We start from the raw sequence: 23,699 nt of genomic DNA on the forward strand, positions 1-23,699 counted from the left end.
TTTAAATTTAATAAAAATAGTTTAATTTTTAAACATAAAAAAAGGAAGCTGAATTATTTTTTCAGCTTCCTCCATAAGGTGGCACGGGTAATTCCCAGACGCTTGGCCGCCCGTGTTTGATTGTATTCTTCTTCCTTTAAAACGAGATGAATGATTTTCTCTTCGATTTCATTCATGGTTCCCTGCAGCAGATGAGAGACATCCTTTTCTTCACTTGCTTCATTCTGCTTCAATAGTTCGAGAACAGCCTTTTTTTCCAGACTGTATCCTTTTTCTTTGACGACGGCATCCTTAATCAGGGCCTTAAGCTGTGACACATTTCCTGGCCAGTCGTATTGCACCAGCTGAGAAAGAGCATCTTCTCTGATCCGGATGGCTGTCGTACCCATTCTCTGGTGGAAACGGGCCATAAAATAGGAGACAAGTTCGGGTATATCCTCTCTTCGTTCCCTAAGGGCCGGCACTCTTATTCTGTTAAGACTGTCATGATACAGCAGACTGCTCCATCTTTCTTCGTTCGAGGTCAAGGGAGCAATAACCAAAACCCCGGATTTGCTGATTTCCATCACCTTTTGAACAAATGCTTCCGCCTGTTTTTCATCCAGCCTGTGAATCGAATGGATATAAACGGTTGCAATCGCCTGATCGAATGATAATTCCTGCAAAGTCAGTACATCACTTGCCGAAATGGATGCGAACAATCCATGAGATCCAAATTGCAGATAGTGAACATAATGGGCCAGCAGCCTCTTGCCTGTCCCTCTTTCTCCAAGCAGCAGAAGTGGTTGTGAAGAGGTATAAGACGAGGCTTGCTCCACACACTCCATCATCGCCTGACTTTGATGAATCAGGAAAGGCCGGTGAGCAACGGTTTGAACCTCCAACTGGTTTTGGTCACTTGAGGACATTGTCCGCTTCACCAAAAACAGAAGAAATTCTTCCTCTCCAATTGAGATGGAATGAACGGCCAGATGCAGCCGTTCATCCTTCTGCTGAAGAATATGATGATACGTTTTACCCGGGGAATATTCCGGCGCCTGCAAGCTTTCAAGCAGTTGATCGCTCAGTGGCCGAGCAGAAAAGGTATCCCAGTTTTCATATAAAATGGCGCCTTCTTTTGATAGAACCATCCAATCTGGCGCTGCGAGCTTGAGGATCGCCCGCTGCAGCTCTGTTTCCTGTATTTTTTTCTGCAGTACCTGATGCATGGTGCCGGCCCGCCCGAAAGCATCCATAATGGCTTCCTTGCCCGACTGGATCAATATTCCCGTTATTCCATTGTGTGCAGCGGCATCGACAGTGACCACATCCCCCATGATCAGCTCATACCCTTCCCGCTTCAGCCGCTGTACAAGAGGAATCGTCTCCTTTTCCGTTTCGATGGTGAACACTTCGATCGAAATATCCAGCACGTCCGTGATGGCCCTGGCGCCGAGTGTAATGTTGGAGAAGCCGACGATTGCTTTTTTTCCGTTAAAATCATTGGCCAGTGTTAGTACGCGAAGCATATCGTATCCGGAAACGTGAACATCGATCACAGGAATCCCCACTTCGTCCTGAATCAGTTTAGCCGTACCTCCACGGCTAATGATCACCTCATAGCCTTGCTTTTCCGCCTTCCTGGCGATTTCCACACCTTCTTGCAAATTTCCGATTTCAATATGTACATCCAGCTCATCCTGCTCACTGGCGCTGTTTTCTATTAAATTTTTCATGGTGGCATATGGAGCCACGAACAGTGTTTTGATTTTCATTAGGCGACACCCGCTGTTTGTAAGATCATATTCTTAGTATAGCGTAAATCCGGTGAAGGTTATAACCGGATCACTGGTCGTCTGGGCAGAGACCCTGCAGGCTAAATCATGAAATAAAGAAAAAACGGCAAGGTAACGAGACTTAAAAGGGTGCTTACGAGGGTGGCACTCGAAACAAATTCCGGTTCGGTACCATATTGAAGCGCATAGATGGTCGTGTTTGCAGCTGTTGGCATGGCGGCCATCAAAATCATGATGGATTTCAAGAGATTGTCTATGGGAAGAGCTAGCGTGATCAAAAACGCAATAAAAGGCGACAATCCGAGCTTGATGGCAATGGAAAGCGAGATTTTTTCCATCTGAAGCTTTTTGATGGAGATGTTGGCCAGTGTCATGCCGAGAACAATCATGATCATAGGAATCGTTGCATTCGCAACAAGATCGATGGCTTCTGACATAGTCTTACTCAATGAAAAAGGCAACATCTGAAGTATTAAACCAGCGAAGGCTCCATACACAATGGGCAAACGGACAACGGCTCGCAGCGCAGAGCGGAACCCGTCGCTGTCAGGGCTTCCTTTAGCAGCAAAGTAAACCCCTACTGTACACATGACAAGCTGCTGGGCGACCATAAGAACAATGGCATAGTCCAATCCTGCGGCACCAAAGGCAAACAGGGCAACCGGTGTACCGTAGTTTCCATTGTTCATAAAAGCGGATGCAAGAATCATTCCACATGCCTGGCACTGATTGTATCCGCGGATAAAGCTGACCAGATAGGCCGCACCGATTAAGACAAAACATAAAGCAAAGGTAAAGATAAACATGTACACATGGGTGTGGGTAAAATGTGTTTCATAGAATGTACGAAACACCAAAAAGGGCGAAAGTAAATACACCGACACTTTGGACAGCGATTTAGGATCCAACCCAAGCGTTTTTTGCCCGACAAACCCAATGCCGAAAATAAAAAAAACCGGCAGCAATATCCCCAGTAATTCCATCGTCTTCATCCCTTATCATGTGTTTGAATTTATTATAACACCTCAATCAGAGCGACTGGACCATTAATTTCCCAAAGTATGGATTTAAGCGAGATGCCGATCATTCGCTACAGTTTTTCCATGCTGTTTTTTTTCAGGTCATATGACCCTTTCCCATCCCGCCAAAAGCATAAAAAAACGGCAGACTTTCTGGCTTTTTAAGCCTTAAAAGTCTGCCGTCTGTATTATCCCTCGACTAAAACAAGGGATTTATCATCATAATTTCGTTCAATGTGTTTTTCTCCCCATGCACAGAGAGAATCAAGAATTCCCTTGAGCGACCAGCCGTATTCAGTAAGTGAGTATTCCACTTTTGGAGGAATCTGCTGATAAATCTTACGTTCAATCACACCGTCCGCCTCCAGCTCGCGAAGCTGCTGGGTCAGCATTTTCTGAGTAATCGTGGGCATGGAACGTTTAAGCTCACTTGTTCGTTTCGTTCCTTTGATGAGATGGCATAAAATCACGACTTTCCACTTTCCGCCGATCACTTCCAATGCTGCTTCTACAGGAATGTTATACTTCTTCACCTTGTTTCCTCCTTACAGTTACTTTTTTGTACCTATATATCAATAAAGACCCTATATATTTTAAACAACCGTATAAAACCTTTCACATCATACCATAAGATTCACGGTGTTTCAATAACCCGGGGACAGGCACTTTAAAGTACCTATTGCACTTATCGGTTCCTATAGAACCCGGGAGTGTCTGCAGCACTTTAAAGTACGTACTTCTCAATGCGTCCGTTCTGCCCCATAATAACCCTAGTCAGCGGCACAGATTTCCGGGCCCATGTGCAGATTGAGCTGATTTATTATGGTTTACAACTTTGAAAGGAGAATTCTTATGTCTTCACATATATTTCCACAACAAACACAAACAGCAGAGAAGAAAGGAACATTTGCCCTGCTGGCACTGGCGATCAGTGCTTTCGGCATCGGCACGACAGAGTTTGTACCGGTCGGGCTCCTCTCCTCTTTGGCTGATGACTTATCGGTTTCCATTACCCTTGCCGGTCTTCTTATTTCAGGCTACGCGCTGGGTGTTGCTTTTGGCGCACCCGTCCTTACCGCGCTCACCAGCCGGCTGAACCGAAAAACGCTATTATTGCTTTTAATGATTGTCTTTATCGTCGGAAATACGGTCGCATCGCTTAGCCACAGCTTTGCTTTGCTGCTTATCGCACGCGTAATCACGGCATTTTCGCATGGTGTCTTCTTTTCCATCGGGTCTACGATCGCTGCTGATCTCGTTCCGGAAAACAAAAGAGCCAGTGCGATTGCCATTATGTTTACGGGCCTTACCGTGGCAACTGTCACCGGAGTGCCGCTTGGAACCTTTGTCGGCCAAACCTTCGGCTGGAGAGCGACATTTGCCGCAGTAGCCTTATTAGGTGTAATTGCCTTTTTCGCCAGCTTGTTTCTCATACCAAACAATTTAAAAATGGGAGCAAAATCTTCCTTCCGTGACCAGGTAAAACTCGTGACAAACGGCAGACTGCTTCTTGCCTTTGCCATTACTGCTCTTGGATATGGTGGAACCTTTGTCGCCTTTACCTTCCTGGCACCTATCTTAGAGAACATCACCGGTTACCAGCCAAAGACCGTCAGCATCATTTTGCTTGTGTACGGAGCTGCCATTGCGATCGGCAATACCATTGGGGGAAAAGCAGCCAATACAAATCCGATCAAGGCGTTGTTCTGGATGTTCGTAGTTCAGGCGATCGTCCTCTTTATCCTTTACTTCACTGCTCCCATGAAAGCAGTTGGAACCATTACGATTGTGATTATGGGGCTCTTTGCCTTTATGAACGTACCTGGACTGCAGGTATACGTGGTCCAGCTGGCTGAAAAATACGTCCCATCGGCGGTTGATGTTGCTTCTGCGATCAATATTGCCGCATTTAACGTAGGGATTGCGATCGGCGCCTATGTTGGCGGAATTGTCGTTGACTCCATCGGGTTAATTCACACCCCATGGGTCGGCGGACTGATGGTCGCCGGCGCTGTTCTTCTTACAGCCTGGAGCCGGGCATTGGAACGAAAAACAGTTAAATAAGAGGATTTAAAAAAGGGATGAGGCGACGCATCCCTTTCTTTTCGTTTTGGGACTTGCCCAAAAATCGTGGAATGTTGCCCGGAAATTCGACAAACTTGCCCGAAAGCATCAATCAAACCTATATTTCAGCCAATAAAAAACGGGATGCGCTGGAAGCATCCCGTTTTTCATTAAACAAACCCCACTTGGGCCCTCGGCTGCTGTTTCACAAAGGCGACGGCAATCTTCGCTGCCACTTCGGCATTATGCTTGATGAGTGCGATATTGGTTTCCAGGCTTTTTCCTTCGGTCAACTGCTTGATGCTGTTCAGCAGGAACGGCGTGATGTCTTTGCCGGTAATATGCTGTTCATCCGCCTGACGAAGGGCTTTAAGGATTACATCCTCCATGTCTTCATGATTCATCGCATATGCTAAAGGCACCGGATTGGCAATCACAGTACCGCCTTGCAGGTTAAGCTTCCACTTGGTTTGAAGCATGCGTGCAATTTCTTCAGGAGTATCGATCCTGAAATCCACCCCAAATCCGCTTTCTCTTGAGTAAAAGGAGGGAAATTCATCCGTTTGGTAGCCCACAACCGGTACGCCCTCTGTTTCAAGGTATTCCAGTGTTCTACCGATATCCAGTATGGACTTTACCCCTGCACAGACCACGGCAACGCTGGTGTGAGCAAGTTCTTTCAGGTCCGCCGAGATATCCATCGAATTCTCCGCTCCCCGGTGTACGCCGCCAATACCGCCTGTTGCAAATACAGAAATGCCGGCCAAATCAGCAGCGATCATCGTGGCAGCGACGGTTGTGGCCCCTGTCTTTCCAGAGGAAAGGATGTAAGGAAAATCCCTGCGGCTTACTTTTTCCACCTGTCTGCTCTCTGCAAATTCCTGCAGTTCCTCGTCATTTAAGCCAATCTTTATTTTTCCGTTCATGATACCGATGGCTGCCGGCACCGCTCCATTATCTCTAATAATCTGCTCCACATCCCGGGCCATTTGCACATTTTGCGGATAAGGCATGCCGTGAGAAATAATGGTGGTCTCCAGAGCTACAACAGGGTTTCCGGCAGCAAAGGCCTGTTTCACTTCTTCTGTATAAGTTAAATAGAAATGCATTCGTTTTCCTCCACCAGTTTCGTCATCCTCTCAGCGGTAAGATGCGGGTAAACGGATAATCCGGTCTGCAAGGTTAAGGAGGCCAGTGCGAGCCCATATTGACAGGACTGAACAAACTCCTTTTTCTTTGATAAGCCAAACAAATAGCCCGCTGCAAAGGCATCTCCGGCTCCGGTGACATCGACCGTTCTTACCGGAAAAGCAGCCAGGTGAACCGCTTCCTGTCCGGATGAGGCAAACACCCCCTGGCTTCCGAGTGTGATGATGACGTTTTTTACGCCGAGTCCATGAATTTTCCGGGCAGCTTCTTTGCAGTGATCCAGCCCATGAATCTCCATGCCGGCGATGACTTCAGCTTCCTCTTTATTCGGCAGTATACTGTGAATGCCGCTTAAGGATTTCATCAGTTTCTTCGATTTGATTGTGGAAACCGGGTCAACAATCACCGGTATGTTTTCCAGCTTGCAGCGTTCTGTAAGATAAAACAATGTCTGTTCAGGAAGGTTCGTGTCCAGTACCACCAGGCTGGACTGGGCGATGTGCGGCCATTTTTGCATAATGAACGGCACGGTCATCTGTTCATAGATGTTCATGTCGGCAACGGCAACCGCCATATTTCCGTTTTTGTCCAAAATTGCAGTGTATGTACCTGTTGTCTGTTTCTTATCTTTGTGAATCTGGCTCGTATCGACGCCGTACTTGCCAGTATTCTTAATGACCCATTCTCCTTCTTTATCATTGCCCACCATACTGATCAGGCTGACGATTGCCCCGAGCCGGCCGAGATTTTCACTAATGTTTCGAACGACACCGCCGCAGGTCTCCGTCATGGTCACCGGGTTGGACGTTTCATATTGGATCGTTTCTCTGCAGGTGGCTTTTCTATCCATATGGGCCCCGCCAATACAAGTAACTCCTTTTGCCTCCGGCAAAATGTAGGCACGCCCTTTGATCTTGCCGCTTTTTATCAGGCTGGCAATATAGCCGGACACCGCGGGGCGGGCCAAATCTAATTCATCTGCGATTTCTCGTTGGCTGATGAAGGGGTTCCGTTGGATCATACCAAGGATTTGAGATTCCTTATCCATAAACTACATCCTTTCCCAACCATTTTTCACTAAATTAATTTTAGTTTAAACGTCAGATAAAAGGTCGTCTACTGATTTCTGAAAATTAAAAAATATTATTCACTTGCAGTCCGCGAAGTTTTGCGAGTGCCTGTTTTCGCCAGGATTTAACGGCACTGATACTTACCCCCTCCTCATCCGCGATCTCGGTCTCTTTCATTTGATAAAATAACTTCTTCACCACCCATGTTCTCTGTCTTGCGGTAAGGTGGGACAAATACAGCTCCAATACCTCCTGTTCAAGGGGAAGAACACCGCCTTCATAAGGGATGGTTTCCGTCAGTTCCAAAGAAAAACCCACATGTACCGACTTGAATTTCGTTTCTTTTTTCAATAGTTCCAGCATTTTCCCCCGTACTGTTTTGTAGGCGAATGGCCCGAATTCCCCCTTGCTTTCGTCAAACCTCAGGCTTGCTTCCCACAGGCCAATCAGTCCTGCCTGATAGTACTCATCAAAACGGTTGACCACACCAAGTGTACGGATCTGCGATTTGATCAATGGCTCAAACTGTTGAGCCAATTCTTCAAACGTAATATGCATCTTCCATAATCCTTTATCAGACACGTGCCTTCTTTTATTCCGCCGGTACCTTAAAACTACTTTCTGATACAGCGCCTGTCATATTACGAAAATCGGTAAATAAAGGGGTTAAATCCTCCGGAAAACCGATTTTCACACTATGAAACATGACTTATGAAGGCTTGCTGAATGAGGAAAAACAAAAAAGAAATCTTTTTTTGTGAAGATGCCTCCTTTTTCACCAAACGGTCTACTTATAGGTGAAAGGAGGTGAACGAAATGGCCACAACAGCAATCCTAAGCACACAGCTTCGATTGGTTTTTGATGGAGGAATGGACGGCGACAAGCAAATTTACAAGAATAAAAATTTCTCCAACGTAAAAACAAGCGCAACCCCGGATCAGCTTTATGCGGTAGCCAATGCCCTTGCTCCTCTTCAGCAGCTGCCGTTGCTCTCGGTGGAACGCAATGATTCTCACAGCATCTATGCTTAAGACATTCACACTCTTAAAAATGCGTAAAAAGAAAGGAGGTTTTTATCCATGGCAAAAACGTTGGAACTTCAATTTATCAATGAGCAGGACAAAACGGTCACTATCTCGCTTGACTCCCCGGCAGAACCGGTGGATCCGGCAGCGGTTAAAGCGGCGATGGACGCTGTTATCGCCCAAAACATCTTTGTTTCCACAGGCGGCGATTTTGTAAAAAAGAAAGGCGCGCGCCTCACGGACCGCTCAACCAGTGACATTGTACTTCCATAATCGAAAATAACACCAAATAAGGGCTGTTGACCTCTTGTGTCAGCAGCCCTGTTTTTTAAAAAGCAGGTGATCTCGTGCAAAGGAGGAAGCGAAAATGGAAACATGGCTCTCTTTCGTAAGCGATGTTGGCTTTCCGGTCGTAGTGACGCTGTATTTGCTGCACCGTATTGAAGGCAAACTTGATACATTGAACCACTCGATCCTGTCGCTGGCCGAACGGATCCAACGATAGAAAAACAGCAAAAACAAAAAACGGGCTGTCCAAGAAATCTGGAAGCCGTTGATATTCGTTCCAGGACGCTCGCTTTCCGCGGGGCGTGCGGTGAGCCTCTTGGCGCAAGCGCCTGCGGGAGTCTCACCTGTCACGCTAGTCCCGCAGGAGTCTCGCACCTTCCACTCAATCAACTTTTCATTGAAGATTTTTTACGCAAAAAGGGGATGCCTGAAGGTCGATTTTTGACTTTCAGGACAGCCCCCTTTTATTTTGATACTTTTATCGTTAATCAGTAAGGACGTTCATCGTAAAGTCCTTTCAGAAAAAATCGCAAAAAAGCCCGCCTGAGAAAAGACGGACCTGTGTAAAACTTAATGTTTGAGCGTTTTGGCGAGTGCCAATGCACCGCAAAGGCCGGCATTGTCGCCAAGACCCGGAGGAACAATATAATTCCTGATATTTTCCTCTGTCAGCTGGCTGTGCTGCACATAACCGTTCAGCTGGCTGATCACCTGCTGACGTACCCTTGGGAAAAGATGCTCTTGTTTCATCACGCCACCGCCGATCACCATCTTTTTCGGCGACAGGATGAGAATATAGTTTACAAGTGCCTGGGCCAGATAATACGCCTGCAATTCCCATACTTCCGGTCTGTCGGCAAGTTCAATTCCTTTCTGTCCCCAGCGCTTTTCAAGCGCAGGGCCAGCCGCCATGCCTTCAAGGCAATCCTTATGGTACGGGCAGTTCCCTGCAAAGCTGTCTTCCGGATGACGCCTGACCAGGATATGGCCCATTTCAGGATGCGTTAAGCCGTGCAGTAATTTGCCTTCGGTGATGGCTCCGACGCCGATTCCTGTTCCGACCGTCATATAAATACAGCTGTCCAGTCCTTTGGCCGCTCCCCATTCCATTTCTCCCAGAGCGGCAGCGTTTACATCTGTGTCAAAAGCAACCGGTACGCGAATGTGCTTTTGAATCTCTCCGACCAAGTTGTATTGAGCCCAATGCGGCTTTGGCGTGCTGGTGATATATCCGTACGTATCGCTGTTTTTATTCAAATCCACTGGTCCAAACGAACCGATTCCCATCGCGCTGATTTCTTTGCTGCGAAAAAACTCCAGAACCTGTCCGATGGTTTCATCGGGTGTGGTGGTCGGGATGCTGACCCGCTCCAGCACCTTGCCGTCCTCATCTCCAATGCCGCAAATAAACTTGGTTCCTCCCGCTTCAATTGCCCCGAGCTTCATTCCGACTTCCTCCTCGCATTCAGTTCTTTTCTTGTTTAATGTACCATATTCACCGACCGCCAGTCGTACTTTTTCGCGGTAAAAAAAAGGCAGCCTCCTAAAAGAGACTGCGGCTTTTATTTGGTGCTGTGCGAAGTGATGAAGGAAGCATTTCCTTTTAAAGAAAATTTCTTTACCGTTGAAGGAACAATAAAATGGTCCCCCTTTTTGAATGACGAAGATCCGCTTTGCGTTTCAATTTCGCCTTCACCGTCAAGCACACTGACAAGAAGATACATCGGGTTATCCAGGTTCTCTGCTTTTCCATCCAGGTTCCAGTGGTAGACCGTAAAATAGGATTCTTTGATCAGCTTCTTGATCTCCAAACCGTCCTGTTTATCTTCAACCGGCTGAAAATCCGCATCCTGGTGGGGAATCATCGCTACCTCAATCGACTGCTTGATATGAAGTTCCCTCGTATTCCCCTGATCGTCCTTGCGATCATAATCGTATACACGATACGTGACGTCCGAGCTCTGCTGCGTTTCAAGGATCATCGTACCAGCACCAATGGCATGAATGGTGCCGTTTGGAACATAAACAAAATCCCCAGGCTGAATTTTCACTTTGCGGAGAAGCTTATCCCATTCTCCATCGTCGACCATTCGCTGAAATTCACTTTTCGATTTGGCATGGTGGCCGTACACGAGTTCAGCATCTTCCTCGCAATCTATAACATACCAGCATTCTGTTTTTCCAAATGGTTCGTCCTCTTCTTGTTGCGCATAGTCATCATCAGGGTGCACCTGAACAGACAGATTGGTCTTGGCATCCAGGATTTTTACAAGCAAAGGAAAATCGTTCCCTTCCTGTCCGGCGAAAAGCCCTCTGTGCTTTTGCCACGCCTGATCAAGCGTCATACCTTGAAGCGGACCATTGAGTATCGTGCTTGGACCGTTTGGGTGGGCTGAAATTCCCCAGCACTCCCCGGTTGTATCCGATGGAATCTCATAACCGAAAACTTCCCTGAGCTTCGTTCCTCCCCAAATCCGGTCTTTAAAAACAGGCTGCAAAAAAATTGGTTCCGCGTACATACCAACATCCCCTTATCATTTTCATCCAATAACAAAAGATACAGCTTCTATTTTACCTTATTCCCGTAAGATAGTGAAACCGTGAACAACGGAATCTTTTGTGGCAAAACTTCAAAAATTTTGCTTCGATGAAAAGAAATAGAGAGGATATGCTTGTGCTTTTAGCTTTGATAGGTCTTGCTCCCCCAGTAAAAGATGCTGTGCCCCCTCCATCTGATCTGCTGGGCTTTGCCATTGTACCGCTGTTCATAATGAAGATGCGCCCCTGTGCTTGCCCCGCTGCTTCCCACGGCTCCTATCTTTTCGCCGCGCTTCACCTGTTGCCCGAGCTTAACTTGAACACTGCTCAAATGAGCATAGAGCGTCTCCCATCTGCCGCCGTGTGAAATTACGATATACCGCCCGTAACTTCGATTTCCCAGGTTCCTGATTTTTACGACCTTCCCTGGCGCCGATGCGGTTACCTCGTCCCCCTCGTCATAAAGGCGGTTTAAATCCACTGCATTTTGAGGATTGTGGTTCATCCGTGTCTGGCCGATCCACACTTGTCCCGGAGGAAAAGGAATCTGGAAAACTGGGGATGCCGCCGCCTTTTCAAACGGAAGATCCAGCATCACCACCAGGCTGATCAAGCACATACCACCGATTAAAAGCATTTTGTATCGATTCAAAGATAAAACCTCCCGGAAGCTAACATGGTATATTTATTAGCTTGCTGGAAAGTAGTAAAAATACATATGGGAAAAGGTGTAAAAATCGATTACTTGCGGTTCAAGAAAAAAACAGTGCCCCTATAAGAGGCACTGCCGTACAAAACTAGATGATATTTTGCCTTGAAAGCTCGTTTTCCGTATTTTTCTGAAACAGCAGGCTTAGCACGATATAGGCGGCCAGTGATATCGCCACCGGCAAAACGACCGTATGCATTCCCCACAGGTTCGGGGCGAGCTGGTCCAGAAGGATATAGGACACTACGCCTCCCACAATCGATCCTGCTGCACCTGCGGCATTTCCTTTTTTCCAATAGAGTCCGAGAACCACCGGCCAGATAAACGCAGCTTCCAGCCCTCCAAAGGAAAACAGATTCAGCCAAATCAGAAGATCAGGCGGATGAAGAGCCACAAGGAAAACCAGGACACCGATAATGGTGGTCACCGAAAAACTGAGTCTCTTTACGGATTGCTCGCTCGCATCCGGTTTAATGTAGTTGATGTAAACATCCTTCACGATGGAGGAACTGACAATCAACAGAATCGAATTCACCGTGGACATGACCGCCGCCAGTGGTGCCGCCAGCACGATTCCGGCGAGCCATCCCGGCAGTACTTTCAATGCAAGAAGGGGCATGACTGTGTCTCCGACCTTAATACCAGGAATCACCACCCGCGCAAAGACACCCGTCAAATGCATGCCAAGCATGATGAATCCGACGACAAACGTGCCAATGATCATCGCCTGATGCATCGCTTTGGAATTACGGTAGGACATCGCCCTTACCGTAATTTGCGGCAGCCCGACAACACCTACCCCCACAAGAAGCCAAAAGGAAGACACATACAGCGGCGTTAACGATTTGTCTGCGCCAAATGGCGTAATTAAATTCGGGTTCTCTGCCGAGAGCGTCGAAATAATATGATGAACACCCCCGCCGGCAACAATGGTTCCGGCAAGAATGATCAATGTGCCGATGAACATCACGATGCCCATTAACGTATCGGTAATCACAACGGCCCTGAATCCCCCGGCTACCACATACACCAGAACCGAGAACGAAAAAATAATTAAGGCCGTTGGATAGGAAACACCGGTAAAGGATTCAATCAGCCGGCCTCCGCCTACCCACTGCGCAGCGGTGGAGGAAAACAAGAAAATGCTGATGCTTGCAGCGGAAAAGATCACCACCCATTTATTTTCATAGCGGGCTTTCAAAAAATCGATAAGGGTCACCGCATCAATTTTTCGGGCCACGATGGCAAATTTCTTCCCGAGGACCGCCAGGGTAAAGTATCCCGTAACTAGCTGGGCCATCGAAAGAAGCACCCAGCCAAGGCCGAGGTTATAGGCGATCCCTGGTCCTCCGATAAAGCTGCTGGCACTTCCGTATGTAGCAACCATTGTCAACGCCAGAACAAACCCGCCAAGATGCCGGCCACCCAAAAAGTAATCTTTAAGAAACCCAGGTCCTTCTGTCACTTGGCGCGCTGTAAATAATCCTGCCAAAAACATAAGTATTAAAAAGCCGATCAAGGGGAGGAGTACTTCCCAGTTCATTTTTCCTCCCCCTTTGTCTCTTGATAGGTATCTTCTTCAAAGGGCAATTCTTTAAAGAAAACCTTCACCATAACGTAAACAAGAATGGAAAAGACCACGAAACCGGCTACACAGCTGTAGAAAAACCACGCAGGCAATCCCCATATGTACTGATATTCTTTAACTGGTTTTCCTCCGAGTCCATAGGCAAACGCGTACCACCAGATAAAATTCAGAACTGCAAGGCCTATTCCCATGAGTGCTTCACGGTTGGATACTTTGAAACGAGGATCCATCGAAACAGCTCCTTTCACACCGTCACTATAACTCATCATTTGTCTATTATACATAAGATCATGTACAAAATCTAAAAGTGGAAAAATAAAACAGCCTAGCTGAGTGAAGCTACGCCGTTGATATTTTTATTTAATTGGATCAATCTGGCCGCGCAGCTCCCCGCCCGTGCAGAATTCGGAATACACATTTACATAAGCGTTTCCCGCGCTTATTTCTTCAATAAGTTTGGATAAAGGCATGCCTTGAAGTGGCCCAATTAAATCTTTGCTTGTGATATTGCCTGTTACAATCCCGGTGTTGATGCTGATCCCAGGGTTGATGTTACCAAATAAATACGCTGCCGCTGGACCATTTTTTCCAGCCGGTCCAATATGAATACGCACTTGGGTCAACTTTCTTACATTGTTGACTTGAATGCGGTAATGCAGCTTGTTGCCGTTGGAGCTTAGGACAAATTCGGTGGTGCCGGATGCCCGAGTCTGAACAGGCGAAACTTCATTATCGCCTTTTAACCTGCATAAAAAATGCTTTAACAACAATCCAACCACTCCTTTCCGATAGCTATTGACAGTATATTCCGGAATGGAAAAGAGGCTTGTTTATTTATCTAGCTTTTAGAAAAATAGTGTATTTCCCAAGGAATTTTTGAAAAACGACCATACATTTTTTTACAAAAATGAACAAACCGTGAATTTTTACGAAAAAACTATGAAAAAGGCTTAAAAATATACTATATATTGTGAAAATTAAATAGACAGCATTCTATATCTAGTATAAAATGGGAATATATAGTGATACATACTTGAGGTGTGCAGTTATAAAACATTTTTCTGTATAGGGGGAATGGATATGACTCAGCAGAACATGGTTACGTTAAAACTTGAGATCGATGCCATCCGCTTAACAATGTACGTTATGAGCACCACTGTAACCAACCTCGCAGACCCGCTACTTGTACAGTTAAGCCAGTTACTAGACCAAAAACTAAATGAACTTCACAATTGTGCTTAAAGCTGTCCCCTTGTTTGGGGACAGCTTTTTTAATCGATGAACCGCCGGCGCACTTCCGGTGAAGGAATCATGCATTGGTCTTTTTTTCCGAACCATTTATAGCGGTTTCTGGCAATCCATTCATAGAGCGCATCACGGACCCGGCGCGGAATGAATTTGGCCAGAACCGCTAATTTCCACACGCCTCCAAGGTCTCTTGCAATCGCTATCGCCGCATCTGACTTTTGGTAGGTTTTGCCGTCTTTTATATAAACCACGCTTTCAAATGAATCCGCAGGAAGACGGAAGTGTTGCAGAATCTGCTGCCCGGCTTCTGACTGCAGCGAACCATAGGAAATCGTCCCTTTTTTATCCTGCTTAATTAAAAAGTTTACGATGCTGTTGCAGAAGTTGCACACACCATCAAACAATAATACCGGGCCATTGCGCATGACGCTATCTCACCTTCCTTATATCGTCATCCCGTTTGAGAGCACTAATTTGTACTGCCGCTCTCCCCTCTCTTCCAAAAAGCGCTGCGCCTTACCTTCAGAGGATGGCGAACAAAAGTGAAGGTCGCAGTCCTTCAGTTTCAACACAAAGCAATCGGCTTTGAGATCAGAATCGTGATACGATCCGCCAGCAGGCAGATCCAGCCGCTCTTGCCACAGTGAAGAAGACGCCCTGCTGTTATCTACCATAATTTTTAGATGTTCCATAGTCAATTCACCGGCAGGGTGATTCCCAATCATACCGCTCTCCTTCAGTTCCTTTTCCCTGCTCTCGTCAGGCTTCAGCCAATCTATGAAAAAAGGAGGAGCTAATGTACCATCTGCCGCATTATGCTGCAAGAAAAGGAGTTTCCATTCCAAGGTGGATCCGTCCTCTCTCTTCCGGCTTCCGGGAAACAAACGGGTCTTTACTCCTTTTTGCTCAAACTGCTTCTTTACCTCTTGAATCCTGTCTGTACGAATGGCAAACTGTCCAGGACCTGGTTGATCCGGAAGATCCCGCAGCAACTGGCCAATCAAAGGGTTTTCTGTCGCTTTTTGTGCAATCCCTTGTTCTTTTATCGCTAAGTATTCAACATAACTGAGGCCAAAATAACACAATGCATTGTGGGTTCCCCAGCTCTCGTGGCTTCCTCCAAATATCGGGTGAAGCCTCTGACTCTTTAATTCTTCCATATGGCTGTCCAGTGACTCGCCGGTAAAGTACACCAGGTGATCAAATGCATACATCTTCTTTCTCCTTCCCACATCATTCCTTTAGTAAAAAGGCAGCAATGCTTTTACATTGCCGCCATTGAGTTTTCTATACAGTTACTTCTTCCTTTTTACCAAGCATTTTTTCCGCTGTCCTGACAAACATGGCGACTCCCCGCTCCAGGGCGTCCTCATCGATTGTAAAACGGGCGTGATGATGCGGATAGGTAATGCCTTTCTCCTCATTTCTGGCACCTGTAAAGAAAAAGCAGCCGTTGGTTTGCTGTAAAAACGCAGAGAAGTCCTCTCCCACCATCGTAGGCTTCATCTGTTCCACGCTTTCTCCGCCGTATAGTTCTTCAGCGGTTTCCTGCAGCAGCCGTGTAACATTATCTTCATTGATGACGGCACGGTAGCCTTTTTCATACTTAAACTCATAGGCCGCACCGTGGGCTTCCGTAATTCCTTTGATGACCCGCTCCATAAGTAGTGGAGCCTGGTCCCGTATTTCAGGATCAAAGCTTCTAACGGTTCCGCACAATTCCACCGATCCCGGGATAACATTATGGGTGGTTCCCCCTGTAAACTTGGTTACGGAAATCACCAGCTGGCCGAGAGGATCAATGTTGCGGGATACAATGTGCTGCAGGTTGGTGACCACCTGCGAAGCGACTGCGATGCTGTCAATGGTCTGATGCGGAAGTGCTGCATGTCCGCCCTTTCCTGTTACGGTCAGGAAAAAGGTATCCGGTGCAGCCATCATCGGCCCGTAAACGATTCCTATTTTGCCAACTTCAAGTGGTGACCAAAGATGGGTTCCAATGACTGCATCCACACCGTCCATGACACCCGCCTGAACCATTTCTTCAGCACCGCCCGGGAAAACTTCCTCGGCATGCTGAAAGATAAACCGGATTTCTCCTTTCATCTGATCCTTTTTTTGCGAAAGGATCTTGGCCGCTCCCAAAAGCATCGCTGTATGGCCATCATGGCCACAAGCATGCATTACACCAGAATTTTGGGAGATAAAATCAACGTCGTTTTCTTCCGTAATGGGCAGTGCATCAATATCCGCCCGAATGGCAAGCACACGGCCCTTTTCGCTCCCGGTCAACTTTGCCATAACACTGTTTTTTGTGGGGCGGGAGAGCTCCAGGTTTCCAAACGACTCAAGGGTTTCGTATATAAATTGCGAGGTTTGTTCCTCGTGGAATGACAATTCGGGATTTCTATGCAAATGCCGGCGCCATTCAATGACCTGATCCTTCAGTTCTCTGCTCTCTTTCACTGCGGGTAATACCTTCATGACTCGTCACTTCCTCTGTTGTATATGGTGGTCATTATATAAGAAATGAAATAATTTGAAAAGATTTAATATACTGACACCTTAATTGTACAAAAAGACTTTAATAAAAGTGCCTCTCAGGGAAAAGGATATGATAAAAGGAGGCGTGCGTCATGGATGAAAAGAAAGAAGGAATCGGGCAACCATCTGAAAGCAATCGTGAGGATGTGTCACCTGATGAGGTGTATGAAGAACTGGAGTTTTCAGATCAGGCGGTAATCAGCGGCATCGTTCATCATCTTGCTCACCCGAGTGAAAAGGAAGAAGAATGCTGATCACAACAAAAGACCAGTACCCATGCACACAGCATAAGGTACTGGCTCTTTACGTTTAGGCTTTGACGTCGCGCTTTTGAAAGACGGCAAAGGTAATAATCAAAAAGAGAGCTGAATAGATCGCAAGCATCCCAAGCGAAAAGGATAAAGACATTCCCTTTACCACTTGAAGTCCTTCATCCAGGTACTGGGTAAGATCCATGTTCGGAAACAGCGTGTATTTCGCCCATGACTTGCTGCTGATAAACAGGACGAGCGCATTTCCGGCAAATGTAAGAAACAAAGAAATCCCGATGGCTACAGAACTGCTGTAGAAAAGGGTTGAAACCATAAAGGCAAGAAAAACCGTTACCGCAAACTCGATAAACTCCAATCCCATGTTGGCCAGCACATATTCTGAGATTAGCTTTTCATGGACCTTGCCGTCAATCATTGACAAATACGGCTGATCCATCCCGCTAAACCCATACAAAATACTGCCGAAGAGCCATGTGGCAACGACGAGAATCACCCAAAGGAAAAAGGCGAAGGCCAAGGTGGCGATCAGCTTGGAAAGGAGAATCTTCCACCTGCTGTATGGACGGATGAGCAGCATCTTGATGGTTCCTTTGGCAAATTCTCCGGCCACAATGTCACTGGCTATCACAATTACGAACAAGCCCAGCAGGGAGGAAAGAGGCGCCATGTCTTTCATGAACTTCCAGCTTGTCGTTTCATAAGGAGAGATATCATTTTTCAATGCGTATTGATTTTGTTTATACTCGTTTTCGAGCGACTGGGCAACAAATTTTGGACTGTTGTCCTTTTTGGCTTCAGCAATCTGGCTCTTTAACTCTTTATTTTGTTGAGTGACCTCCTGCTTCCAGTTGGATTTTACAGCGTCGTCTTCCGTCACTTTTCCGTAAATGGCTACGCCCAAAACGATCAAAATAGGAAGCGCGATAAATACCCATGTCCGGGTTCTGCTGAAAATCTTGATCCATTCATTACTGACCAGCGACAGAAACTTCATTCAGATCCCCTCCTTTTCCAGTCATTTCAAGGAAGCGCTCTTCCAACGTTTTCTTTTTCACCTGGATCCCATACACCAAAAAACCGGCTTCGACGAGCCTTTTGTTGATATCGCCGATTTCCTGATTTGTGTTTGCTTCTACAATCAGTTCCTTTTCGGACACCTCCACTGTTTTTTCCGGAAAGTGTTCAGCAAGGAGAGATTTGGCTTCGTTCATTTCGTTTTCCAGCAGGAAGTGCACCCTGGCCTGCGCCTGATCGGTTACATTCGTCACATTATCAATGCGGACGAGTTTCCCATGTTGAATAACAGCCACTCTGTCACACATCAATTCCATTTCGGCCAGAATATGACTGGATACGACGACAGAAGTTCCCTGGTCGGCAAGCAGCCGCAAATAGTTTCTGAGATCGTGCATTCCCTGCGGATCCAATCCATTGGTCGGTTCATCCAGAATGAGGAGGGAGGGACGATGCAGCAGTGCCTGCGCAACACCCAGCCGCTGTCTCATGCCAAGAGAATAGGTTTTCACCTTTTTATGGATGGCCTGTTCCAGTTCCACCAGCTTTACCACTTCATCAATCCGTTCCCTGGTGACGCCGGGCATTATGCGCGCATATTGCATGAGATTTTTATATCCGGTTAAATAATCATACATCTGAGGATTTTCAACAATGGCTCCAATCTGTTCCATTGCTTTTTCATAGTTTTTACGGATATCAAGACCGTTTACCAGGATTTCGCCCCCGCTCATGGAGATCAAGCCCACAATCATGCGGATGGTGGTTGTTTTACCTGCTCCGTTCGGACCGAGAAGTCCAAAGATCTCCCCCTTCCTTACCCCAAAGGACAGGTGGTCCACCACATTCTTCCCTTTCATCTTTTTCGTCACTTCTTTTAACTCCAAGGTATGTACAGTTTCCATACTTCCTCCTTTAACTTTGTTACTGCCTATACAACTTTTCCAAATACTAACATATTACACAATATAATACGGGTCAATAGGCGAAGAAGTTTCATGTTCTTGCCATAACCAAAAAAACTCCTTTATGCGCGCTTGTCATAAAGGAGGAAAGTTTGTATTTAATTCGATCTATTGCATCAGGACATAGGAACCCAGTGAAGGCAATCGCACTACTCCATTAAAGATCTCTGCTGTCATAACATCCTTCCAGTTGCCCTTGGGCAGTGTCAGCCTGTGGCTGGCGGTGGTGGAATGATTCAATAAGCATAAATATTTCTTACCGCCTTTGCCGGTGCGGACCACCATTTCCACATCATCAGGAAGTTCAAGCATTCCAACACCGGCCTCTTTGAAAATATCTTTATAAAGGCGCATCAAAAAGTATTCTTCTACCGCAGTGCCAATGTAATAAACAACGCCTTTTCCATATCTGTTTCTGGTTATAGCCGGTTCGCCTTCGTAATAGGCATCGCGGTATACACCGATTACGTCTGCTGATATGGACTGAATGATATCACACCATACCGTTGCCGGTGACAGTATGTCCTTAATATTTCCCTTGGTGCCTCGTACCCTTGTTTGTTGACCGGGCTGAAGGGCTTCGAACTCTTCGACGTAAATGCCCGCAAGCTCTGCGAGCTTCCCGGGCAGGGTCAGCTCTGTCAACGCATTGTTCGGTTCTTTCAAGCCCGAACGGTAAGAAAGGACGACCGTGCCTCCCTCCGCCGCAAACTTTTTCAGTTTTTCCGTAAATTCGGGATCTGTCAGGAAATATACAGGAACAACCACGACTTTCAGGCCATCAAGGGTGCTTTTTGGTGATACGATGCATGTCGCACTGTTGAGATGATAAGCGCCATAGTAAAAACGAAGAAGTTCCTGTTTGTAATCGAATGCCCCGCTTTGCGGCTGAATGCGCCAGGCCCAAGCATTTTCCACATCGTAATACATCCCCACTTCAGGGATATAATCGGAAGCAACCCATTCATCTCCGAACGTTTTAAGTGCGGCAATGGTCTCTTTCACCTCTTCAAATTTCCGTTTTGGCTTTCCATCATGACCAAGGATGCCGTGGCTGAACTGCTCGGTACCAAACCGGGAAGAACGCCACCGGAAATAAAGAATTGCTTCGGCCCCGCGTGCAATGGCCTGATATGTCCAAAGCCTGATCTGTCCCGGCCGTGGAAGATAGCCGGTATGATTCCAACCTTGTGCCCCCGTAATCTCTTCCATAACCCAAAAGCCCTTTCCATCCTTTGTTGAACGGCAGATGTCATGCTGCATGGCTATGGACGCCGGTGTGGCGGGTTCGGGGCTGCTTCCCCACACCGGATAGTTTCCACTGGAAACAAAATCCAGATTTTCGGCCATATCCCTCTGGTCGATAGCCTGTTCATTAAACACAAAATTATGAGTAATAAATTGGTGATCGGAAATCATTTCCCGCAACTGATCAACCTGCAGCTTGCTGTAGGCTGTATAGCTCGCTGCACAAAAACGGTCAAAATCAAGAAGCAACCCGGGATTATGCTGCTGGTACACGTTCAACGGCAATGGTATCTGCTCCCATTCCGTATAAGTCTGGCCCCAAAAGGCAGTTCCCCAGGCTTCGTTTACAGCCTCAAGGCTGCCATAACGATTTTGAAGCCAAAACAAAAAGGATGTACGGTCCTCATTTCCATAACTGCGGTCTGACTTCTCATGGCCAAATTCATTATCAATCTGCCATCCGATTACATCCGGATGATGACCATATTTTTCCGCCAGCTTATGCACTACTTTTTCTGTAAACCGTTGATAGGTTGTGCTGTTAACAGTATAGTGCCGGCGCCCCCCAAATGAAATGGGATTGCCGTTTCGATCCGTCGGCAGGATGTCCGGATACTTCTGCACCATCCAGGCAGGAGGTGCGGCTGTTGGAGTGCCCAGTACGATTTTAATTCCATTTTCGGTCAATTCATCAATGATTTCATTCAAAAGACTAAAATCATAAACGCCTTCTTCCGGCTCAATCAAATGCCAACCGTATTCCGCCATCCGTACAACATTGACACCAAGCTCCTTCATCAATCTGATATCTTCAGTCCATCTTGATTTTGGCCATTGTTCAGGGTAATAATCCACTCCCATATACAAGCTGAATCGCTCCTTTGTCTGTATGCTCAGATTTCTCTCACATGCCGGGTGCTTTAAAAACAGGGGACATGATGATTTTTCATGTCCCCTGAATGTCTTAGCTTCTTTCAGTTGTAGAATACCCTTTTTACGAGCCACAAATGCCTATTGAGCGGAATAACCGTCCGGATGATTCACATGCCAATTCCATGCATGTTTGACGATTTCCTTCAAATCTGGATATTGAGGAATCCATCCCAGTTCATCCTTCGCTTTTTGCGATGATGCAATCAGGACAGCCGGATCACCCGCTCTTCTTGGCGAGGAGACCGCTTGAATCTCCCGTCCGGTCACCTCCCTGCATGTTTCAATCACTTCTTTGACCGAAAACCCCGTGCCATTACCCAGGTTGTACACGCCGCTCTCCTCTGTGCGTTTGAGCTTTTCGAGGGCCAGATAATGAGCCTCCGCCAAGTCCATCACATGGATGTAATCGCGAATGCATGTCCCGTCTTCCGTTTTGTAATCCTCTCCGAAAATCGAAACATGCGGCCGCTTGCCGAGAGCCGCTTCCAGAACGATCGGAATAAGGTGGGATTCCGGTGTATGGTCTTCGCCAATTCTGCCTTCAGGATCCGCTCCTGCCGCATTAAAATAACGAAGGGCCACCGACTTCAAGCCATAGGACTGATCCGCCCAAAAAAGAAGTTTCTCTATAGCCAGTTTGGTTTCACCATACGGGTTTCCTGGAACCGTGCGGTCACTTTCCGAAATAGGAACCGTTTCAGGCTCACCGTATACCGCTGCCGTGGATGAAAAAACAATCCTTTTCACGCCGTTTTTCACCATGCGGTCTACTAAATTCAAAGACCCTGCTACATTATTTTGATAATAGGAGATTGGATGTTCCACACTTTCTGCTACCAGTGAATTTGCTGCAAAATGGATGACTGCTTCAATTTCATTTTCTGCAAACACGGCATCAAGCAGCTCGCTGTCATGAAGGTCTCCTTTATAAAAGGAAACGCCTTCCATAACCGCTTCCTGGTGGCCTTTTTGCAGGTTATCGAATACAACTACTTTTTCCCCTTTATTCAGCAAATGCAGCACCGTATGACTTCCGATATAACCTGCACCGCCTGTAACTAAGATTGCCATTATCGTTTCACCCCGTTAAGTTCTTCCACTCCGTCTCCAATTTCGCAAACATAAAAGTCAGGCACTAAACCTGTTCTTTCCGTATATCGGCCAGCTACGTTTTCTTTGAAATCTTCCACCTGTTCCTCTTTGACAATAGAAATGGTACAACCGCCGAACCCGGCACCGGTCATTCTTGTTCCAATGCACCCGGGCTGCTCTTTTTGAAGATCAAAAAGAGCGTCGAGCTCTGTACCTGTCACTTCATAATCATCTCTTAGTGACATGTGAGATTCGTTCATATATAAACCGAAGGCAGTGATATCTCTGTTTTCAAGCGCAGCGACCGCCTTCTGCACACGGTTATCTTCGGTTACCACGTGTCTTACCCTTCTCCTGATCACTTCATCCTCTATATACTGTTCTACTTTTTTGAATTGAAAAGGAGTTAGCTCACCAAGGGTCTCTATATCTTTCAAATGCTGCTGAATGATTTGGAGCCCCTGCTCGCATTGGCTTCTTCGCTCATTATACTTGGAATCGGCCAGCCCCCTGCGTTTATTGGTGTTGGTAATCACAAGCTTGTAACCTTCTATTTCAAGTGGAATCATCTCAAATTCATAGGTTTGGCAATTGAGAAATACAGCTTCATTCCTTTTGCCGAAGCCGACAGCAAACTGGTCCATAATTCCGCTGTTTACCCCAATAAATTCATTTTCCATGCGCTGACACAGCTTGGCAAGCTCCAGCATATCGATTTCGCTGTTTTCAACCGCTGAAAAAGCAAACGCACTGACCATTCCGATGGATGCGGAAGAAGAAAGACCTGCACCATTCGGAATATTGCCATGGTATAACACATCTGCTCCAGAAAGAGAGATTCCGCTTTTCTGCAGCTGCAAAAGAATGCCCTTTGGATAATTAGCCCAGTCATCAGCATCGTAAAAAACGATAGGCTGATTGGCATCCACGGTTACTTCCTGCGGAAAATTTCCACTCTTCAAACGGTAAACCCCATCTTGTCTCTTGCGTACGGCCATATACGTGCCGATCGACAGTGCCGCAGGAAAAACATAGCCGCCATTGTAATCCGTGTGCTCCCCAATCAAATTGACCCTTCCTGGCGCAAAGAAAAGTCGAACCTCGTCGGTATTTCCCGGAAAATAGTTTAGAAATTGTTCTGCGAGCTGTTGCTCCAT

General features: G+C 46.6%; 26 protein-coding genes. 6 read left to right on the forward strand and 20 right to left on the reverse strand.

Annotation, left to right across the window (positions count from 1 at the left end; all coding sequences use genetic code 11):
• Positions 1-53 precede the first annotated feature (53 nt).
• The 3 genes from QNH15_RS24670 to QNH15_RS24680 form a co-directional block, all read right to left on the reverse strand.
• Positions 54-1,754, reverse strand: coding sequence for a sigma-54-dependent Fis family transcriptional regulator (locus QNH15_RS24670; RefSeq protein ID WP_283891354.1), 1,701 nt, complete (start codon positions 1,752-1,754; stop codon positions 54-56).
• 101 nt (positions 1,755-1,855) lie between these two features.
• On the reverse strand, positions 1,856-2,758 hold the full coding sequence (locus QNH15_RS24675) for an AEC family transporter (protein WP_061973693.1): 903 nt from the start codon (positions 2,756-2,758) through the stop codon (positions 1,856-1,858).
• Between the two features lie 224 nt (positions 2,759-2,982).
• Positions 2,983-3,327, reverse strand: a complete 345-nt coding sequence (locus tag QNH15_RS24680; RefSeq protein ID WP_061974183.1) for a winged helix-turn-helix transcriptional regulator — start codon at positions 3,325-3,327, stop codon at positions 2,983-2,985.
• 319 nt (positions 3,328-3,646) lie between these two features.
• Here QNH15_RS24680 and QNH15_RS24685 point away from each other — a divergent pair, with 319 nt between their 5' ends.
• Positions 3,647-4,858, forward strand: coding sequence for an MFS transporter (locus tag QNH15_RS24685; protein WP_283891359.1), 1,212 nt, complete (start codon positions 3,647-3,649; stop codon positions 4,856-4,858).
• Positions 4,859-5,028: 170 nt separating this feature from the next.
• Here QNH15_RS24685 and QNH15_RS24690 read toward each other — a convergent pair whose 3' ends face one another.
• The 3 genes from QNH15_RS24690 to QNH15_RS24700 all read right to left on the reverse strand — a co-directional run bounded on the left by QNH15_RS24690 (position 5,029) and on the right by QNH15_RS24700 (position 7,635).
• Positions 5,029-5,967, reverse strand: a complete 939-nt coding sequence (locus tag QNH15_RS24690) for a pseudouridine-5'-phosphate glycosidase (RefSeq protein WP_283891361.1) — start codon at positions 5,965-5,967, stop codon at positions 5,029-5,031.
• Complete coding sequence (locus tag QNH15_RS24695; protein ID WP_283891362.1) at positions 5,952-7,055, reverse strand: carbohydrate kinase; 1,104 nt, start codon at positions 7,053-7,055, stop codon at positions 5,952-5,954. The genes QNH15_RS24690 and QNH15_RS24695 overlap by 16 nt, the downstream gene beginning before the upstream one ends.
• A gap of 85 nt (positions 7,056-7,140) precedes the next feature.
• Complete coding sequence (locus QNH15_RS24700; RefSeq protein ID WP_283891364.1) at positions 7,141-7,635, reverse strand: sigma-70 family RNA polymerase sigma factor; 495 nt, start codon at positions 7,633-7,635, stop codon at positions 7,141-7,143.
• A gap of 258 nt (positions 7,636-7,893) precedes the next feature.
• Between QNH15_RS24700 and QNH15_RS24705 the strand changes: the two genes are divergently transcribed.
• The 3 genes from QNH15_RS24705 to QNH15_RS24715 all read left to right on the forward strand — a co-directional run bounded on the left by QNH15_RS24705 (position 7,894) and on the right by QNH15_RS24715 (position 8,608).
• A complete protein-coding gene (locus tag QNH15_RS24705) occupies positions 7,894-8,109 on the forward strand; it encodes a DUF1659 domain-containing protein (protein WP_061973684.1) in 216 nt (71 codons plus the stop codon).
• 48 nt (positions 8,110-8,157) lie between these two features.
• Entirely contained in the window at positions 8,158-8,376 is a 219-nt protein-coding gene (locus tag QNH15_RS24710) for a DUF2922 domain-containing protein (RefSeq protein ID WP_283891366.1), read from the forward strand.
• Positions 8,377-8,470: 94 nt separating this feature from the next.
• Positions 8,471-8,608: a YvrJ family protein gene (locus QNH15_RS24715; protein WP_061973680.1), complete on the forward strand. Its 138-nt coding sequence runs from the start codon at positions 8,471-8,473 to the stop codon at positions 8,606-8,608.
• 353 nt (positions 8,609-8,961) lie between these two features.
• Here the strand turns inward: QNH15_RS24715 and QNH15_RS24720 are convergent, their stop codons facing one another.
• From QNH15_RS24720 to QNH15_RS24745, 6 genes are all read right to left on the reverse strand, one after another.
• Positions 8,962-9,837, reverse strand: coding sequence for an ROK family protein (locus tag QNH15_RS24720; RefSeq protein WP_283891368.1), 876 nt, complete (start codon positions 9,835-9,837; stop codon positions 8,962-8,964).
• A 116-nt stretch (positions 9,838-9,953) separates the two neighbouring features.
• Positions 9,954-10,910 (reverse strand): mannose-6-phosphate isomerase, class I, encoded by a 957-nt coding sequence (gene manA, locus QNH15_RS24725; protein ID WP_283891370.1) that lies wholly within the window; start codon positions 10,908-10,910, stop codon positions 9,954-9,956.
• A gap of 161 nt (positions 10,911-11,071) precedes the next feature.
• Positions 11,072-11,581 (reverse strand): M23 family metallopeptidase, encoded by a 510-nt coding sequence (locus tag QNH15_RS24730; protein WP_283891372.1) that lies wholly within the window; start codon positions 11,579-11,581, stop codon positions 11,072-11,074.
• Positions 11,582-11,726: 145 nt separating this feature from the next.
• The gene (panF, locus tag QNH15_RS24735) at positions 11,727-13,181 is read right to left on the reverse strand and encodes a sodium/pantothenate symporter (RefSeq protein WP_283891374.1); all 1,455 of its coding nucleotides are present in this window, start codon (positions 13,179-13,181) and stop codon (positions 11,727-11,729) included.
• On the reverse strand, positions 13,178-13,456 hold the full coding sequence (locus QNH15_RS24740) for a YhdT family protein (RefSeq protein ID WP_082635860.1): 279 nt from the start codon (positions 13,454-13,456) through the stop codon (positions 13,178-13,180). The genes panF and QNH15_RS24740 overlap by 4 nt, the downstream gene beginning before the upstream one ends.
• 126 nt (positions 13,457-13,582) lie before the next feature.
• Positions 13,583-13,993 carry a CHRD domain-containing protein gene (locus QNH15_RS24745; RefSeq protein ID WP_283891377.1) on the reverse strand — a complete coding sequence of 137 codons (411 nt, stop codon included), beginning with the start codon at positions 13,991-13,993 and terminating at the stop codon, positions 13,583-13,585.
• A 313-nt stretch (positions 13,994-14,306) separates the two neighbouring features.
• On the opposite strand from QNH15_RS24745, the gene QNH15_RS24750 reads away from it, so the two are divergent.
• Positions 14,307-14,468: a Spo0E family sporulation regulatory protein-aspartic acid phosphatase gene (locus tag QNH15_RS24750; protein WP_170834382.1), complete on the forward strand. Its 162-nt coding sequence runs from the start codon at positions 14,307-14,309 to the stop codon at positions 14,466-14,468.
• Positions 14,469-14,497: 29 nt separating this feature from the next.
• Here the strand turns inward: QNH15_RS24750 and QNH15_RS24755 are convergent, their stop codons facing one another.
• From QNH15_RS24755 to QNH15_RS24765, 3 genes are all read right to left on the reverse strand, one after another.
• The gene (locus tag QNH15_RS24755; RefSeq protein ID WP_283891380.1) at positions 14,498-14,899 is read right to left on the reverse strand and encodes a thiol-disulfide oxidoreductase DCC family protein; all 402 of its coding nucleotides are present in this window, start codon (positions 14,897-14,899) and stop codon (positions 14,498-14,500) included.
• Between the two features lie 18 nt (positions 14,900-14,917).
• A complete protein-coding gene (locus QNH15_RS24760; RefSeq protein ID WP_283891382.1) occupies positions 14,918-15,688 on the reverse strand; it encodes a VOC family protein in 771 nt (256 codons plus the stop codon).
• A 73-nt stretch (positions 15,689-15,761) separates the two neighbouring features.
• On the reverse strand, positions 15,762-16,958 hold the full coding sequence (locus tag QNH15_RS24765) for a M20 family metallopeptidase (RefSeq protein ID WP_283891383.1): 1,197 nt from the start codon (positions 16,956-16,958) through the stop codon (positions 15,762-15,764).
• 152 nt (positions 16,959-17,110) lie between these two features.
• Here QNH15_RS24765 and QNH15_RS24770 point away from each other — a divergent pair, with 152 nt between their 5' ends.
• Positions 17,111-17,272, forward strand: a complete 162-nt coding sequence (locus tag QNH15_RS24770) for a hypothetical protein (RefSeq protein WP_283891385.1) — start codon at positions 17,111-17,113, stop codon at positions 17,270-17,272.
• 55 nt (positions 17,273-17,327) lie between these two features.
• Here the strand turns inward: QNH15_RS24770 and QNH15_RS24775 are convergent, their stop codons facing one another.
• The 5 genes from QNH15_RS24775 to QNH15_RS24795 all read right to left on the reverse strand — a co-directional run bounded on the left by QNH15_RS24775 (position 17,328) and on the right by QNH15_RS24795 (position 23,699).
• Positions 17,328-18,284 carry an ABC transporter permease gene (locus QNH15_RS24775; protein ID WP_283891386.1) on the reverse strand — a complete coding sequence of 319 codons (957 nt, stop codon included), beginning with the start codon at positions 18,282-18,284 and terminating at the stop codon, positions 17,328-17,330.
• Complete coding sequence (locus QNH15_RS24780) at positions 18,259-19,209, reverse strand: ABC transporter ATP-binding protein (RefSeq protein ID WP_283891388.1); 951 nt, start codon at positions 19,207-19,209, stop codon at positions 18,259-18,261. Before QNH15_RS24780 ends, QNH15_RS24775 begins: the two co-directional genes overlap by 26 nt.
• Positions 19,210-19,377: 168 nt before the next feature.
• Entirely contained in the window at positions 19,378-21,378 is a 2,001-nt protein-coding gene (locus tag QNH15_RS24785) for a beta-galactosidase (RefSeq protein WP_283895754.1), read from the reverse strand.
• A 150-nt stretch (positions 21,379-21,528) separates the two neighbouring features.
• Positions 21,529-22,521, reverse strand: coding sequence for a UDP-glucose 4-epimerase GalE (galE, locus tag QNH15_RS24790; protein ID WP_283891390.1), 993 nt, complete (start codon positions 22,519-22,521; stop codon positions 21,529-21,531).
• Positions 22,521-23,699, reverse strand: a complete 1,179-nt coding sequence (locus QNH15_RS24795; RefSeq protein WP_283891391.1) for a galactokinase — start codon at positions 23,697-23,699, stop codon at positions 22,521-22,523. The genes galE and QNH15_RS24795 overlap by 1 nt, the downstream gene beginning before the upstream one ends.

This window comes from Fictibacillus enclensis (genome assembly GCF_030123385.1).
Taxonomy (GTDB): Bacteria; Bacillota; Bacilli; order Bacillales; family Fictibacillaceae; genus Fictibacillus_C; species Fictibacillus_C enclensis.